The sequence below is a fragment of the Kribbella sp. ALI-6-A genome, assembly GCF_001984195.1.
Lineage (GTDB): Bacteria > Actinomycetota > Actinomycetes > Propionibacteriales > Kribbellaceae > Kribbella.
On record NZ_MTQN01000009.1, the window covers coordinates 1 to 14,867 of the forward strand.

At 70.6% G+C, this 14,867-nt stretch carries 17 protein-coding genes; 9 read left to right on the forward strand and 8 right to left on the reverse strand.

Going from position 1 to position 14,867, the window contains the following annotated elements; all coding sequences use genetic code 11:
* The coding region (locus tag BWI15_RS08955; protein WP_143465395.1) for an integrase core domain-containing protein at nt 1-124 on the forward strand (124 nt) is incomplete at its 5' end.
* Here BWI15_RS08955 and BWI15_RS08960 read toward each other — a convergent pair.
* From BWI15_RS08960 to BWI15_RS08970, 3 genes are read right to left on the reverse strand one after another with little or no spacing between them, the layout of a single operon-like run.
* Nucleotides 121-1,368: a tetratricopeptide repeat protein gene (locus BWI15_RS08960; RefSeq protein ID WP_077013882.1), complete on the reverse strand. Its 1,248-nt coding sequence runs from the start codon at nt 1,366-1,368 to the stop codon at nt 121-123. The two genes, BWI15_RS08955 and BWI15_RS08960, sit on opposite strands and share 4 nt — an antisense overlap.
* Nucleotides 1,369-1,370: 2 nt before the next feature.
* The gene (locus BWI15_RS08965) at nt 1,371-2,240 is read right to left on the reverse strand and encodes a tetratricopeptide repeat protein (RefSeq protein WP_077013883.1); all 870 of its coding nucleotides are present in this window, start codon (nt 2,238-2,240) and stop codon (nt 1,371-1,373) included.
* Nucleotides 2,237-2,683 (reverse strand): hypothetical protein, encoded by a 447-nt coding sequence (locus BWI15_RS08970; protein ID WP_077013884.1) that lies wholly within the window; start codon nt 2,681-2,683, stop codon nt 2,237-2,239. The genes BWI15_RS08965 and BWI15_RS08970 overlap by 4 nt, the downstream gene beginning before the upstream one ends.
* A 165-nt stretch (nt 2,684-2,848) precedes the next feature.
* Here BWI15_RS08970 and BWI15_RS08975 point away from each other — a divergent pair, with 165 nt between their 5' ends.
* The 4 genes from BWI15_RS08975 (at nt 2,849) to BWI15_RS08990 (ending at nt 5,476) form a co-directional block, all read left to right on the forward strand.
* Entirely contained in the window at nt 2,849-3,253 is a 405-nt protein-coding gene (locus tag BWI15_RS08975) for an HIT family protein (protein WP_077013885.1), read from the forward strand.
* 87 nt (nt 3,254-3,340) lie between these two features.
* On the forward strand, nt 3,341-4,600 hold the full coding sequence (locus BWI15_RS08980) for an MFS transporter (protein ID WP_083750638.1): 1,260 nt from the start codon (nt 3,341-3,343) through the stop codon (nt 4,598-4,600).
* Between the two features lie 4 nt (nt 4,601-4,604).
* Nucleotides 4,605-5,243, forward strand: a complete 639-nt coding sequence (locus BWI15_RS08985; protein ID WP_077013886.1) for an RNA polymerase sigma factor — start codon at nt 4,605-4,607, stop codon at nt 5,241-5,243.
* Nucleotides 5,240-5,476 carry an anti-sigma factor family protein gene (locus BWI15_RS08990; RefSeq protein WP_077013887.1) on the forward strand — a complete coding sequence of 79 codons (237 nt, stop codon included), beginning with the start codon at nt 5,240-5,242 and terminating at the stop codon, nt 5,474-5,476. The genes BWI15_RS08985 and BWI15_RS08990 overlap by 4 nt, the downstream gene beginning before the upstream one ends.
* A gap of 28 nt (nt 5,477-5,504) precedes the next feature.
* Here the strand turns inward: BWI15_RS08990 and BWI15_RS08995 are convergent, their stop codons facing one another.
* Genes BWI15_RS08995 through pgsA form a run of 3 tightly spaced genes read right to left on the reverse strand, consistent with a single transcriptional unit; the run spans nt 5,505 to nt 8,304 of the window.
* Complete coding sequence (locus tag BWI15_RS08995) at nt 5,505-6,599, reverse strand: glycosyltransferase family 4 protein (protein WP_077013888.1); 1,095 nt, start codon at nt 6,597-6,599, stop codon at nt 5,505-5,507.
* 4 nt (nt 6,600-6,603) lie between these two features.
* Nucleotides 6,604-7,470 carry a phosphatidylinositol mannoside acyltransferase gene (locus tag BWI15_RS09000; protein WP_077013889.1) on the reverse strand — a complete coding sequence of 289 codons (867 nt, stop codon included), beginning with the start codon at nt 7,468-7,470 and terminating at the stop codon, nt 6,604-6,606.
* Nucleotides 7,471-7,473: 3 nt separating this feature from the next.
* Entirely contained in the window at nt 7,474-8,304 is an 831-nt protein-coding gene (gene pgsA, locus BWI15_RS09005) for a phosphatidylinositol phosphate synthase (RefSeq protein WP_083750741.1), read from the reverse strand.
* Between the two features lie 150 nt (nt 8,305-8,454).
* Here pgsA and BWI15_RS09010 point away from each other — a divergent pair, with 150 nt between their 5' ends.
* Nucleotides 8,455-9,438, forward strand: a complete 984-nt coding sequence (locus BWI15_RS09010; RefSeq protein ID WP_237771200.1) for a hypothetical protein — start codon at nt 8,455-8,457, stop codon at nt 9,436-9,438.
* A gap of 49 nt (nt 9,439-9,487) precedes the next feature.
* On the opposite strand, the gene BWI15_RS09015 is transcribed toward BWI15_RS09010, so the two are convergent.
* Both BWI15_RS09015 and thrS read right to left on the reverse strand, forming a co-directional pair.
* Complete coding sequence (locus tag BWI15_RS09015) at nt 9,488-10,027, reverse strand: HIT family protein (protein ID WP_237771275.1); 540 nt, start codon at nt 10,025-10,027, stop codon at nt 9,488-9,490.
* Nucleotides 10,028-10,209: 182 nt separating this feature from the next.
* Entirely contained in the window at nt 10,210-12,231 is a 2,022-nt protein-coding gene (thrS, locus tag BWI15_RS09020) for a threonine--tRNA ligase (RefSeq protein WP_077014784.1), read from the reverse strand.
* A gap of 222 nt (nt 12,232-12,453) precedes the next feature.
* Here thrS and BWI15_RS09025 point away from each other — a divergent pair, with 222 nt between their 5' ends.
* The 3 genes from BWI15_RS09025 to BWI15_RS09035 are packed head-to-tail and all read left to right on the forward strand — an operon-like array spanning nt 12,454 to nt 14,827.
* Entirely contained in the window at nt 12,454-13,374 is a 921-nt protein-coding gene (locus BWI15_RS09025; RefSeq protein WP_077013892.1) for an ATP-binding cassette domain-containing protein, read from the forward strand.
* Nucleotides 13,374-14,027: a DedA family protein gene (locus BWI15_RS09030; protein WP_077013893.1), complete on the forward strand. Its 654-nt coding sequence runs from the start codon at nt 13,374-13,376 to the stop codon at nt 14,025-14,027. Before BWI15_RS09025 ends, BWI15_RS09030 begins: the two co-directional genes overlap by 1 nt.
* Nucleotides 14,024-14,827, forward strand: a complete 804-nt coding sequence (locus tag BWI15_RS09035) for an ABC transporter permease (protein ID WP_077013894.1) — start codon at nt 14,024-14,026, stop codon at nt 14,825-14,827. The genes BWI15_RS09030 and BWI15_RS09035 overlap by 4 nt, the downstream gene beginning before the upstream one ends.
* Nucleotides 14,828-14,867 lie beyond the last annotated feature (40 nt).

Consider the following 14,867-nt stretch of genomic DNA (forward strand, 5'->3'; position numbering starts at 1 on the left):
ACAAGCCCGCCGCGACGCCCTCCCCGCCTGGCTCCACCACTACAACCACCACCGACCCCACACCGCCATCGGCCAACTCCCACCCATCACCCGCCTAACCAACCTTCCTGGGCAGTACAGCTAGGACAGCCGGCGGCGGACGTCCTTCGACTTCAGGTACGCCGCGGCGTCGTCGTACCGCTCGGACTGGTTGGCGAACTCGATGTACGAGCGGACCCGGTGCAGCCAGTCCAGCGTCGACGGCTTGACCGCGGGGAGCGCTCTCTCGAGGTGCTGCATCGCGAGCGGCGGCTCGCCGCCGGTCGCCAGCGCCTCGTCGATCACGGCGTCCACCCCGCGCTCGACCAGCGCTCGGAGATCCGCGCCGCTGAACATCGGCGTCCGCGCGGCCAGCGACTTCAGATCCAGCCCGGCCGACGGCACGTCCTTGAGCACGACGGACAGGATGTCGGCCCGCGCCTGCTCGTCCGGCGGCGGAACGAAGATCACGCGGTCGAAGCGTCCCGGCCGCAGCATCGCCTCGTCGACGTCCCACGGCGCGTTGGTCGCGGCCATCACCAGCAGGCCGTCGTTGTCCGAACCGATCGCGTCCAGTTCCTGCAGCAGTACGTCGACCAGCCGCCGCGCCTCCGACCCGCCGTGCTTGTGCCGCGCGAACGCCAGCGCGTCGAGCTCGTCGAGGAACAGCACGCACGGTGAGTTCGCCCGTGCTCGCTCGAAGGCCGCGTGCAGGTTGCGCTCGGACACGCCGAGGTAGGGGTCCATCACGTCCTCGATCCGGACGTTGACGAACGGCAGCCCGCACTCCCCCGCGGTCGCCCGGGCCAGCAGCGTCTTGCCGCAGCCGGGCGGGCCGTAGAGCAATACGCCACCGCCGGAACGCCGGCCGTACTTCTGATACAGCTCCGGACGGCTCAGCGGCAGGATCACCATCCGGTGGATCACCCGCTTGATCTCGTCCATGCCGCCGACCTGGTCGAAGGTCGTCGCCTCCTTCGGCGCATCGCTGACGAAACCGTCGCCGGTCTCCTCCGGCCCGACCTTCACCTTGACGCCGGTCCGGGTCGAGATCATCTCGTCGACCAGTTGCTGGAGCCGGCCGGTGCCTTCGACGACTCCGGCCTGACGCGCCGCCTCGAGGCAGCTGCGCAGCAACGCGAGCCGGCCGTTGGCCGCGGCGAGCTCGCCGACCACGGTGAGCTGGTCCTCGGGCATGCCCTGCTGATCCAGCAGTACGACGTACTGGTCGAGCGCCGCCTCGGTCTCGCCGGCGGCAACGAGGGTCTCGGCCAGCACGAGCCGGAGCAGGACGTCGTCGGGGTTGGCCTCGACCGCCTTGCGCAGCGCGGAGATCCGGTCGTTCGTCATCGTCACCAGTTCCGGTTGATCCAGCGGCGCAGCAATGGCGGCGCCACCCACGAGTAGACACAGAAGGCGAACCAGCCGACGGCGGCGACCGCGGCGAGCGGCCACAGCCCGGCCAGGCGCAGCCCGTAGATGACGGCGACCGCACCGATCCAAACCACGAGCGGGTTGAACCGCTGGAACGGCCGGAGCGGACGCATCAGCGGGTGGTTCGCGAGCCGGGCTTCGCGGGCCGCCTCGCGCAGGTCGGCGTCGCCGGGATCGGCGGCGGCCGCGGACGCCAGAGAGCGGTATCCGGCGTTCGGGTCGCCCGTGAGCATGGCGGACGTGCCGTGCAGAGCCCGCGCGGCGGGATCCTCGGGATCGGCAGAGAGCGCTTTCTCCGAGTGCCGGTGCATGTCGCGGTCCTTGCCCAGGGCAAACGCCACCTGCGCGCGAGCAGCCGACACCTGGGCGCTCTCGGGAGCCTGCGAGGCGGCGCGCTCTACCAGTGCGCTCGCCTTCTCCGCCTGACCGGCCGACAGGCAGACCATCGCGTAGCCGAGCAGGAGGTCGGGGTCGTTCGGGTTCAGGCTGAGGCCCTGCAGGAGCGCTGCCTCGGCTTCGGGCAGCCGGCCCTCCGCGCGCAGCGCCGCCGCCAGGATTTGCAGCAGCGGCAGGAACGGGCCGTGGTGGCTGAGGCCGTCCCGCAGTACGTCGATCGCTTCGGTGTTCCGGTCGAGCGCGTGCAGGGCCGCGCCGCGGAAAAGGTAGGCCCGGTAGTCGAGGGCGCCGTCGCCCCAGAGGCTCTGCAGCTCCGCGAGAGCGCGTTCCGGGTGCCCGATCTGGAGCCAGTGGCCGGCCATCTGGAGCCGGGCTTCGGTCGGTTCGCTCACAGCGCCATCCCCAGGCCGGCGAGCAGTACGAGCTCGAGGAGGCCGAGACCGATCACCGCGGCGATCCCTGGTCCCCACAGCGACTTGTAGTCGGCGCCACGCAGCTGGAACGCGCGGTCCATCGGCCGCTGCAGCCGGAGCTGCACCAAGCAGCACAGGACCGCGACGATGCGGGTCGCGACGCGCAGCCCGCTGTCGGCGTCGTCGTCGGTCAGCAGCACGACCACGGCCGCGGAGACGACCAGGGCGATCCCGCCGACACCGAGGATCAGCCGCTGCTGAGCCGCACCGACGCCGAGCCGGCGGGCGTTGAGCCAGGCGATCACCGTCACCGCGATCACGCCGCCGAAGAACGCGACGTACGCCTGCGACATCAGCCGCCAGGGCCGCACCGACAGGTCGACGTTCGCCACGATCGTCGGCCGCAGCAACTCGTCCGCCATCCCATCCCCTTCTCCGCCTCACCCCGCCAGACCCAGCCGGCCACTCGACCAGCCTGGACCCCGGCCCGCGCAGTCTAAGCCAGCCCCAGTCCGCCTGTCGTCGGTCGTCCGGGCCGCCTCGTACAGGTGCACCGGGCCGGTGACGGGCGGCTCTAGGGTGGGGGCATGACCGAGAACTGTCTTTTCTGCGGGATCGTCGCGGGTTCGATCCCGTCGCAGCAGGTGGCCGAGAACGAGCGGGCCATCGCGTTCATGGACATCAACCCCGCGACGCGCGGACACCTCCTCGTCGTCCCGCGGGCGCACTCGACCGACCTGCGCGAGACCGACCCGGAAGACCTCACCGCCGCCACGCTGCTCGCCCAGTCGCTGATCAGCCGGGTGATCGACCGCCTGGACGCCGACGGCGCGAACCTGCTGAGCTGCATCGGCGCCGACGCCTGGCAGAGCGTCTTCCACACCCACCTGCACGTCGTACCGCGCTACAAGGACGACCCGCTCCAGCTCCCCTGGCACCCGGCGCCCGGCGACGCGGACAACATCGCGGCGACCGCAGCCGAACTCCGCTGACCGCTGACCGAACACCGCTGTAACGCCTCCGGGGTCTCCTGACACTGCACCGGTGACAGGAACTCTCGAACCCACCCCGGGGGCGTCATGCCGACCGCGACCAGCAACGCACCGACCGAAACCGTCAGCCGGACACGGCCGGAGAGCGCGATCTCCCGTTCTCTGCGGCGGCGCCTGATCCCGCTGCGGGTGATGGCGTTCCTGCAGGGGATCGCGTTCTGGGTCCCGGTCGAGAAGCTGTTCATGACCGAGATCGGCTTCGACGCGGCGACCATCGGCGTGATGGCCGCCGCGTACGCCGGACTGATCCCGGTCGCCGAGGTGCTGTCCGGCGTCCTGGCCGATCGCTGGTCACGCCGGGGAGTGCTCGGCCTGGCCGGGATCGCGCTGCTGGTCGCGGTCCTGATCGGCGCGCTGAGCCAGAACGTGGTCACCTACATCGTCGCCGCGCTGGTGCTGGGCCTGTACTTCGCGCTCTACTCCGGCACCGTCGAGGCGATCGTCTACGACACCGTGCTCGAGGAGACCGGCACCAGTACGGCGTACGAGCGGGAGATCGGCCGGATCCGCCTGATCGAGAGCGCCGCCCTGCTCACCAGCGCGCTCGCCGGCGGCTGGATCGCGGCCGCGGCGTCCACCCGGCTGACCTACTTCGTCACGCTCCCCTTCGTGCTGGCGTCAGTGATCGCGCTCTCCCGGTTTCACGAGCCGCGGCTGCACCAGGCGGGTGAGCGCTCTGGGCTGCGCGAACACCTCCGGACCACGGTTCGCGCGATCGTGCACCGTGGCCGGCTGATCCCGATCGCGGCGGCCGCGGTGACGGCGGCGGTGATCCTGCAGGCGATGTACGAGTTCGGGCCGCTGTGGTTGATCGAACTGTCCGCGCCGGCCGGGTTCTACGGGCCGTTCTGGGCCGGTGTCGTCGGCGCGCTCGGCCTCGGCGGGCTGCTGGCCGGGCGGCTGCACCTCCACAAACGTTTGCCAGCAGCAACAGTCGCGGCCGTGATGGTGGGTTGCTCCGTCGTGCTGCTGACCAGTGGCAGCCTGGCCGCACTGACCGCGGCGATCACAACGTTGACCCTGCTTGTCGTCGTGATCGGGATTCACGTCAGCCGCCTGGTGCACGACGCGGTGGACTCGACCATTCGCACCGGCGTCGCGTCCGGTATCAGCGCGGTCTCGTGGATCCTCTTCCTCCCGTTCGCGCTCGGCTTCGGCGCTGTCACGCAGCAGGTCAACGTGTACGCCGCCGGGTGGCTGCTGGCCGGCGTCGTACTGCTGGCGGGCGCAGCGCTGATCTGGGTCGCGCTCTCCCGGTCTCGTCCGGCCGCTCGGACACTAGCCTGAGTCGATGGACGACCTCCCCGTGGACAGCGTGCTGGTACGCCGGCTGTGCGACCGGGACGAGAGCGCGTTCGCACTCGTTCTCGACCGCTGGTCCGGCGGCATGCATCGCCTCGCCCGCAGCTACGTCTCCACGGAGGAGTCCGCCGCCGAGGTCGTGCAGGAGACCTGGCTCGCGGTGATCGAGGGCATCGACCACTTCGAGGGCCGCTCGTCGCTGCGGACCTGGATCTACCGGATCCTCACCAACACGGCCAAGCGCCGAGGTGTCCGGGAGCACCGGATGATCCCGTCCGACGAGGTGCAGGACACCGGTTCTGGCGAGCCGACGGTCGATCCGCGACGGTTCCAGTCGGCGGGCGATCCGTTTCCGGGGCATTGGTGGGAAGCCCCGGCGGTGTGGCCGGCCCCGGAGAGCGGGGTCCTGGGACAGGAAGTTCGCGAACTGCTGCTCGCGGCGCTGGCCGAACTGCCCGAGCGGCAGCGGATCGTGATCGCGCTGCGGGACGCCGAGGGCTGGCCGGCGGAGGAGGTCTGCGAGTTGCTGGGCATCACGGCGGCGAACCAGCGGGTTCTGCTGCATCGGGCTCGCGCGTTCGTGCGGGGCAAACTGGAGAAGTACTACACGCAGGAGGCGACGTCGTGAACGAACTCGAGTGCCGGCAGGTCGTCGAGCAGGTGACGGCGTACCTGGAGCGCGCTCTCACCCCGGCCGAGGAGCAGGCGTTCGTCGACCACCTGGCCGACTGCGACGGCTGCGACCGCTATCTCGACCAGATCCGCCGAACCGCCCAGGCGCTGGAGGCGCTGCCCGCCGACGCCCTCACTGCGGAGTCCCGGGCCGCGCTGCTCGAAACCTTCCGCACCCGCCCCAGCTGAGCTCGCACCCGGGCTCCCCCGAAGCCGGTCAGCGGGCAACGAGTTCGTAGACCGCGAGGATCTCCTCGGTGACGGTGGACCAGTCGTAACGCCGTACGGCGGCGAGGCCGGAGGCCCGGAACTTCTCGCGCTCCTCGGGCGCGGCGAGCAACCGGATACACGCGGCCACCAGCGCGTCCGGCGATCCGGGCTCGAAGAGTTCACCCAGCCGTCCCCCGTCGAGGACCTGCCGGAACGCCGCGAGATCACTCGCGACCACCGGCGCCCCCGCGGCCATCGCCTCCAGCAGCACGATCCCGAAGCTCTCGCCGCCGAGATGCGGCGCGACGAACAGATCCGATCCGGCCAACATGTCCGCCCGCGCCTCGTCGTCGATCGCGCCGAGAAAGATCACGTTGTCCCGGCAGTACGGCGGCAACGACCGCCGCGCCTCGTCCCCCTGGCCTGTTCCCGCGATCAGCACCTTCAGGTCGCGCCACCGTGTCACCAGCGCCGGCACCGCCGCGAGCAGCACAGCCAGTCCCTTGCGCGGCTCGTCCATCCGCCCGAGGAAGCTGATCGTGCCGTCCGCGCCCTGCCACTCCGGCCGGGCCCGGCCCGCGAACCGGTCGACGTACAGGCCGTTCGGGATCACGACGGCCTCGCCACCGATGTGCTGCACCATCATCGAGCGCGCGTTCTCCGACACCGCGATCCGGGCGTCGATCTTCTCCAGCGCCGGCCGCAGCAGTCCGGAGGCGGCACTCATCGCCCGCGAGCGGACCTGCCAGGTGTGGAAGGTCGCGACGAACGGTCCGTCGCCGGCCCACAGCGCGATGATCGACGCGCTCGGCGTGGTCGGTTCGTGCACGTGGACGACGTCGAAGTGGCCGTCGGCCAGCCAGCTCCGCACCCGGGCCGCCGTCCGCGGACCGAAGGTCACCCGCGCGACGGACCCGTTGTAAGGAACCCCGACCGCGTGCCCCGCCGACACCACGTACGGCGGCGCCTGGTCGTCGTCGACCGGCGCCAGCACGGACACCTGGTGACCCCGCGCGAGCAACGCTTCGGCCAGGTCGCGGACGTGGTTCTGCACTCCCCCCGGCGTCCCGAGCGAGTACGGGCAGACGATGCCGATCTTCACCCGGTCAGTCCAGGAAGATGCGCTGCAGCATGTGCCAGTCCTGCGGATGGGCGGCGATGCCGGTGGCGAACGCGTCGGCGCAGCGCTGGGTCATCGCCGCCAGTCCACCGGTGCGGTCGATCGCCGGGTGGAAGGTGATCACCAGATCAGGACCGTCGTAGTGCAGCGTCGCCGGGATCAGCGGTGCGCCGGTCCGAACGCTCAGCGCGGCCGGACCGGCCGGCATACGCGACTTGCGGCCGAAGAAATCGACCGGCACCCCACGCTCGGACAGATCACGATCGGCGACCAGGCAGACGAACCCGCCGGCCCGCAGCCGCTCAGCCAGTACGCCGAACACGTGCTCGTCGCTGCCGGTCAGCGGCAGGACCTCCATGCCGAGCTTCGCGCGGTAGGCAACGAACCGGTCGAACAGCGATTCCGGGCGAAGGCGCTCGGCGACGGTCGACACCGGCATCCCGGTCCGGCCGGCCCAGGCGCCGGCGTGGTCGTAGTTCGCCAGATGCGGCAGAGCGCAGATCACGCCCTTGCCGGCGGCATGCGCATCACGCAGCCGTTCCTCGTTGACCGCGCGGACCCGGCCGACGATCCGCTCGTCCGACCAATCGGGCAGGCGGAAGGCTTCCTGCCAGTAGCGCAGGTACGACCGCATGCCCGCCTGGACGAGCGCGTCCAGTTCCTCGGCCGACGCGTCCGGGCGGACCACCGACAGGTTGCCGCGCAGCCGGCGAACGCCCGAGCCGTCACGGCGTACGACGAGATCGGCGGCACGGGTGAACAACCAGGTCACCACTGGCTCGGGCAGGCGCCGTACCAGAGCCCAGCCCAGCGCGAAGGTCAGGTCGACCGCCCGCTGGCGCAGCCCGTCCACGACTCAGACGCTCGGAGAGGACCCGGGCACGTCCGGCCCGTCTCCCCGCTCGCCACCGCGACGGTCGCCGCCGAAGTCGGACCCATCAGCCTCGCGCGGCGCCGAGCCCGGCGCCGAACCGCTGTCCGACCGGGCCTCCGCGTTGCCCGATCCACCAGCCGAAGCCGGCGCGCCGCCCGCCGCGGTCGGTCCGGCGGGCGGAGTGCCGAGGCGTGCGTTGGCCGGATCCGCCAGGACCTGCTTGCGGACCGACAGGGTGCGCTGGACAACCGTGATCGTGCTGGCGACCGCCAGCAACCACAGCACGATGTCCAGCAGGATCGGCAGGTTCAGCACGTCGGAGAAGAAGCCGACGACAAGCACCGCGACCAGTCGGTCGGAGCGTTCGGCGAGTCCGCCGCTGGCGTGCAGGCCGAGGCTCTCCGCCTTCGCCCTCGCGTACGACGTGGTCGCGCCCATCACGAGTGCCCACAGCGTCACCCCCGTCATCACCGTCGAGTCGCCGGCCTCGGAGTTGGCGTAGAACAGCACCAGGCCGCCGAAGATCGCGCCGTCGCCGAGCCGGTCGAGCGTGGAGTCCAGGTACGAACCCCACTTCGAGGACGTGCCCGAGGTCCGGGCCATGTAGCCGTCGATCAGGTCGGAGAACACGAACAGCGTGATCACCACCGCGCCGAGCCACACGTGGCCGCGCGGGAAGAACGCCAGCGCGCCGGCGCACACGCCGATCGTGCCGACCAGGGTGACCGCGTCCGGGCTCACCCCGAGCCGCAGCAGAAGGTTGGCGATCGGGGCGATCACCTTGGTCCAGAACTGACGGAATCTGTTAAGCATGGCGACGCGATCGTAGTCCAGCCGGATCACCATCGGGTGACAGGAACACTCCGAACCCACCTCCAGCCGCTGCGAAGGCACTGGCGAACCGCTGCTTCGGAGGCGCACCATGGGCAGAGCCGGCCTCGCTCCCCGGCCGTGGAGGCCACCATGCCCACACCCCGACCGGTACGCCGAACCGCCCTGCGGCGACGGCTGACCGGAGTGGTCCTCGCCGTCGCCTTGCTGTCCGGGTGCTCCGTCGCACGCCGCGCCAGCGAGCCGCCGCCCGAGCCTCCCCGCCCAGCCGTCCCCGTGCCGACGGTGATCGCCCCGCCGCCACCAGAAGGACTCGACGGCACCGCCGGGCAACCCGGCAACCACGCCTGTATGGCGGTCGCCGGCCCTGCCAATCTCGTCAAACGACCGAGCAGCAGCTGGACGGCCAAGCCTTACGGGTGGAACGACGGCGGCCTGCCCGCCCTCGATCTGTGCACGCTCGTCGTCGGTGGCCTGCCGGTCGTCATCGGAGTCAGCGCCCTGCCCGTTGCCCCCGGCACCCTCGAACGGGTCGCCAACACGCTCGGCATGTTCGAACCGGCCGAGAAGCTCGGCGGCGCGGCCCGCGACCTCGGACCCGGCGCGCGGACGAGCGGCCGTGCCATCGTCTTCCAGGCCGCCGGCCGGATCGTCCGCGTCACCCCCACCTCCGGACTGCCCGACGGTGAGCTGCTCCGCGTCGCGGTCTCGGTCCGTCACGTCGTACGGGAGGTGGTCCGGCCGGCTCGGCAGTCCGACTCCGCGTGTCAGTTGGCCAACGCGATGGCGGAACGATTCATCGGGGTCCATGTCCAGCTGCGGCGTGACTACCGGGTGAACGGCGCGCTGACCTGCATCTGGGGAACTGACGACGCGACGGTCGCGATCGTCGAGTCCGTGCACACCGACTCGATTCCCGAAGCACGACAGACTCCCCTGCCGTGGCCGGCGCCGATCGGACAGCCCGGCTACTACCTGCCGGACCAAGGCGAGCTGGTCTTCCGGCAGGGACGGCGAGTGGTCCGGGTCAGTGCGCTGACCGCTCCACCGCGGGAGATTCCCCTGCAGGCGCTGCTCGACATTGTGGAGCCACTGCTGCCGCTGTTCCTCCGCTGACCGCGCGCCTTCCGTTGACCGGCCGCGGAACCAGCACTCCGACCTGCGGTCAGTCGCTCGACGGCCAGTGCTTGGCCAGCAGTGCCCGCGTGTCGGCGAGCAACTGCGGCAGGACCTTGGTCTGGCCGATGACCGGCATGAAGTTGGTGTCGCCACCCCAGCGCGGAACCACGTGCTGGTGCAGATGCGCCGCGATCCCGGCGCCGGCCACGTCGCCCTGATTCATGCCGACGTTGAAGCCGTGCGCGGCCGAGACCGTGCGGACGGCCCGCATCGCCTGCTGGGTGAGCCGGGCGACGTCGGTGACCTCGTCCGGGGTCAGATCGGTGTAGTCGGCGACGTGCCGGTACGGGACGACCATCAGGTGGCCGGGGTTGTACGGGTACAGGTTCAGCACCGCGTACGCCGCCTCGCCGCGCCGCGCGATCAGCCCGTCGGCGTCCGACAGCGCCGGGATCCGGCAGAACGGGCAGCCGTCCCCGGCGTCACCGCTGGTCGGCTTGTTCTCCCCGGCGATGTAGGCCATCCGGTGCGGAGTCCACAGCCGCAGGAACGGGTCAGGATCCCCGACCCCGTCCTGCCGCCCCACGTCCTCCGGCTCGTACGGCGAACCGGGCGCGCCTCCGCGGCCGCCCTCGCACCCGTCGGCCACGTAGCTCTCGTCCACCGATTCGCCGGCCGCCGACGCGCCCGCCGCGGGAGCGCCCTCCGCCCACGGCGGCGGCGGAGGTCCGGCCTCCCCGCCGCCCGGCGGTGTGGGTCCGCTCTCGGTCATACCTGAAGGCGCTTCTCGACCGACTCGACGATCTCGGAGATCGCGTCCGCGATCGGGATGCCGTTCTTCTGCGAGCCGTCGCGATACCGGAACGACACCGATCCGGCCGCCATGTCCTCGTCGCCGGCGATCAGCATGTACGGGACCTTGGCCTTCTGGGCGTTGCGGATCTTCTTCTGCATCCGGTCGTCGGAGGCGTCGACCTCGATCCGGATCCCCCGCGCCTTGAGCTGCCGGGCGACCTCGAACAGGTAGTCGACGTGCCCGTCGGTGATCGGGATGCCGATCACCTGGACCGGCGCCAGCCACGGCGGGAACACCCCGGCGTAGTGCTCGGTCAGCACCGCGACGAACCGCTCGATCGAGCCGAACAGCGCCCGGTGGATCATCACCGGCCGCTGCCGCGAACCGTCGGAGGCGGTGTACTCCAGCTCGAACCGCTCCGGCAGGTTGAAGTCCAGCTGGATCGTCGACATCTGCCAGGTCCGGCCGATCGCGTCGCGGGCCTGGACCGAGATCTTCGGGCCGTAGAACGCCGCGCCGCCCGGGTCCGGGACCAGCTCGAGACCGGACGACTCGGCGACCTCACGCAGCGTCTCGGTCGCCTCGTCCCAGACCTCGTCGGAGCCGACGAACTTCTCCGGGTTCTTGGTCGACAGCTCGAGGTAAAAGTCGTCCAGGCCGTAGTCGGCCAGCAGCCCGAGCACGAACGTGAGCAGGTTCTTCAGCTCGTCGCGCATCTGCTCGCGGGTGCAGTAGATGTGCGCGTCGTCCTGGGTGAAGCCGCGGGCCCGGGTCATGCCGTGGATCACGCCGGACTTCTCCAGCCGGTACACCGTGCCGAACTCGAACAGCCGCAGCGGCAGCTCCCGGTACGACCGGCCGCGCGCGTCGAAGATCAGGTTGTGCATCGGGCAGTTCATCGGCTTGAGGTAGTAGTCCTGCCCCTGCTTGCGGATCTCGCCGTCCGGTCCGCGCTCCTCGTCCAGGTGCATGGGCGGGTACATGCCGTCGGCATACCAGTCCAGGTGGCCCGAGGTCTCGAACAGCTGCGCCTTGGTGATGTGCGGGGAGTAGACGAACTCGTAGCCGTCCTCGACGTGCCGCTGGCGGGAGTAGTCCTCCATCACCTTGCGCAGCACGCCGCCCTTGGGGTGGAACACCGCCAGCCCGGACCCGATCTCGTCGGGGAAGCTGAACAGGTCGAGCTCCGTGCCGAGCTTGCGGTGGTCGCGCTTGGCGGCCTCCTCCAGCCGGGTCAGGTACGCCTTCAGCTCGTCACGCGACTCCCAGGCGGTGCCGTAGATCCGCTGCAGCTGCGGGTTCTTCTCGCTGCCGCGCCAGTACGCCGCGGCCGTCCGCATCAGCTTGAAGTTGCCCAGGTAACCGGTCGCCGGCACATGCGGCCCGCGGCACAGGTCCTTCCAGGCGACGCTGTCGTCACGCCGGACGTTGTCGTAGATCGTCAGCTCGCCGCCACCGACCTCGACCGAGGCGCCCTCGGCCGCGTCGGACGCGGAGCCCTTGATCCCGATCAGCTCCAGCTTGTACGGCTCGGCGGCCAGCTCGGCGCGCGCGTCGTCGTCGGAGACCACCCGGCGGCTGAACCGCTGCCGCTCCTTGATGATCTGCTGCATCTTCTTCTCGAGCTTGCCCAGATCCTCCGGCGTGAACGGGGTCGGCACGTCGAAGTCGTAGTAGAAGCCGTTCTCGACCGGCGGGCCGATGCCCAGCTTGGCCTCCGGGAACAGCTCCTGCACCGCCTGGGCCAGCACGTGGGCGGTGGAGTGCCGGATGATCGCCCGGCCGTCCTCCGACCCGGCCTTCACCGGCTCGATCTCGTCCCCGTCGGCGACGACCCGGGACAGGTCCCGCAGCTCACCGTTGACCCGAGCGGCGATGGCGGAGCGGTCCTGGCCGAACAGCTCGGCGAACAGCTCCCCGATCGTCGTCGTCTCGGTCACACTCCGCTCAGCCTCGCCCTCGACGCCGATCAGGTGGACCTTGACTTCCGACACGTTGCACTCCTCGGGTCCGTGACCGGCCCAGCTGCCGGTCACGCAGTGATGGTATCGAGTTCGGCGCGGCCGCCTGACACGCCATCCACAGGCCATGCCGCGATCCCCCGGTCGTAGCCCGCACCTGACGAAAGTCGGGGGTGCCTCCAGCCGTTGGTCCGATGTGCGCACCCGCCGGAATTCCTAGGTTCGAAGCACACTCCAGGAATCGGAAGGGCATCCGTGATCACCCTCGAAGGACTCACCAAGCGCTACGGCCCGACGACCGCCGTCGACGCGCTCGACCTGACCATCTCCCCCGGACGGGTGACCGGCTTCCTCGGCCCGAACGGCGCCGGAAAGTCCACCACGATGCGGATGATCCTCGGTCTCGACCGCCCCACCACCGGCCAGGCGCTGGTCGACGGCCGCCCGTACGTCGAGTGGCCGGTCCCGCTGGCCAAGGTCGGCGCGCTGCTCGACGCGAAGGCGCTGCACCCCCGGCGGACCGCCCGCAACCACCTGGTCGCGATGGCACGCAGCAACGGCATCTCCGTCAGCCGGGTGGACGAGGTGCTGCGCATCGTCGGTGTCGACGAGGTGGGTGGCAAGCACGCCGGGCAGTTCTCGCTGGGCATGGGCCAGCGGCTCGGCATCGCCGGCGCGCTGCTCGGCGACCCGGAGATCCTGATGTTCGACGAGCCGGTGAACGGCCTCGACCCGGACGGCGTGCGCTGGGTCCGCCAGCTGATGCGCTCGCTCGCCGCGGAGGGCCGGACCGTGTTCGTGTCCAGCCACCTGATGAGCGAGATGCAGCTGACCGCCGACCAGCTCGTGGTGATCGGTCGCGGCAGGCTGATCGCCGACGCACCGACCGCCTCGGTGATCGCCGGATCGTCCCGGGCCACCGTGCGGGTCCGCGTGCCCGACGCGGCGGGTCGCGGCGTACTGCGGGAGCGGCTGACCAGTGAAGCCGAGCAGGTGGAGTCCAAGGCCGACCAGCTGATCGTCAGCGGCGTACCGGTCGAGCGGGTCGGTGACCTGGCGTACGAGCTCGGCGTACGGGTGCATGAGCTGTCCACTCAGCAGGCGTCGCTGGAAGAGGCCTACATGGAGCTGACGGCCGACAGCGTCCAGTACGGCGTCGCTGCCGAGGTGGCGTGATGGGTGACGCGATCCTGCACTTCACCGAAGAGCTGATGTCGTCCTGGTGGATCTACCTGGCCCTGTTCGGCTTCGCGGCACTCGACGGCTTCTTCCCGGCGATCCCCAGCGAGACGCTGGTCGTCACGGCCGGCGTCTTCGCCGCCACCGGCGAGCCCAACCTGTACGGCGTGATCGCGATCGCCGCGGCTGGTGCGTTCGTCGGCGACCACGTGTCCTACTTCCTCGGCCGGGGCGCGGGCGGCCGCCTGATCGCTCGGACGAAGCCAGGCACCAAGCGGCACGCCATGACGCTGTGGGCCCGCAACGCCCTGGAAGAACGTGGCGGACTGGTGCTGGTGGTCGCCCGCTACATCCCCGGCGGCCGGACCGCCGTCACGCTGACCATGGGCGCGGTGCGCTACCCGGCTCGCAAGTTCAGCTTCTTCGCCGGGCTCGCGGCGATCAGCTGGGGCCTGTACTGCTCGCTGGTCGGCTATCTGGGCGGCAAGGCGTTCGAGGACAACCCGTTGAAGGGTGTCCTGCTCGGCATCGGCCTGGCGCTCGCGGTCACGGCGATCGTCGAGGTCGTCCGGCACCAGCGCCGCAAGCGGCGTACCCCTCGAGCTGAGGTCGAGGTCGAGACCGAGCTCACGACTGTAGGAGAACGATGAGTACGGCAACCATCACCGTGGACCACAGGTCGACACCCGGCGGCCTGCGCGGATCGATGGCCGCGGAGTGGACCAAGCTGTGGTCGGTCCGCTCCTCCTGGCTGAACGTGATCGGCGCCATCGCGCTGACCGGACTGCTGGGACTGCAGCTCGGCTTCAGTGCGGCGTACGAGCGTGAGAACCCGGGACCGGGTCAAGTGGTCGAGCCGGCCACGGTGGGTGCGATGGCGATCGGGGCGCTGATGATCGTGCAGGTGGTCATCGCCGCGTTCGCGATGGTCCCGGTCACGTCGGAGTATGCGACCGGCAGCATCCGCAGCACACTGCAGTGGACCCCGGTACGCCGTGACGTGCTGCTCGGCAAGGCCCTCGTACTCGCTCCGGTGCTCTTCGTGTACGGCGCTTTGCTCGGCCTGGTCGCCGCAATCGGAGCTGGACTCGCCGCCGGTCAGTGGGCCGACTGGAACGCGTCGGCGCTCGTCACAGACCTGGCGAAGATCGGTGCGTACTCCCTGCTGGCCGGGCTGTTCACCGCCGGCATCGCCTTCGTGATCAGAAACACCGCCGGTACTCTGACCGCCGCGTTCCTCCTGCTGCTGGTCGTGCCGTTGATGCTCGGGCAGAGCAGCATCCGGGCGCTGCAATGGCTGGCGGCTCTCCTCCCCGGTGGTGCCGGCGAGGCGTTCCTCAGCGGCTCCGGCGACCTGATGTCGCCGGCACTGAGCTTCGCCGTACTGGTGGCGTGGGCGATCGGCGGACTGGCCCTGGGGCTTCGGGTCCTTCAGCGCCACGACGCCTGACAACGGCAAAGGGCTCCGACCAGGTGGTCGGAGCCCTTCG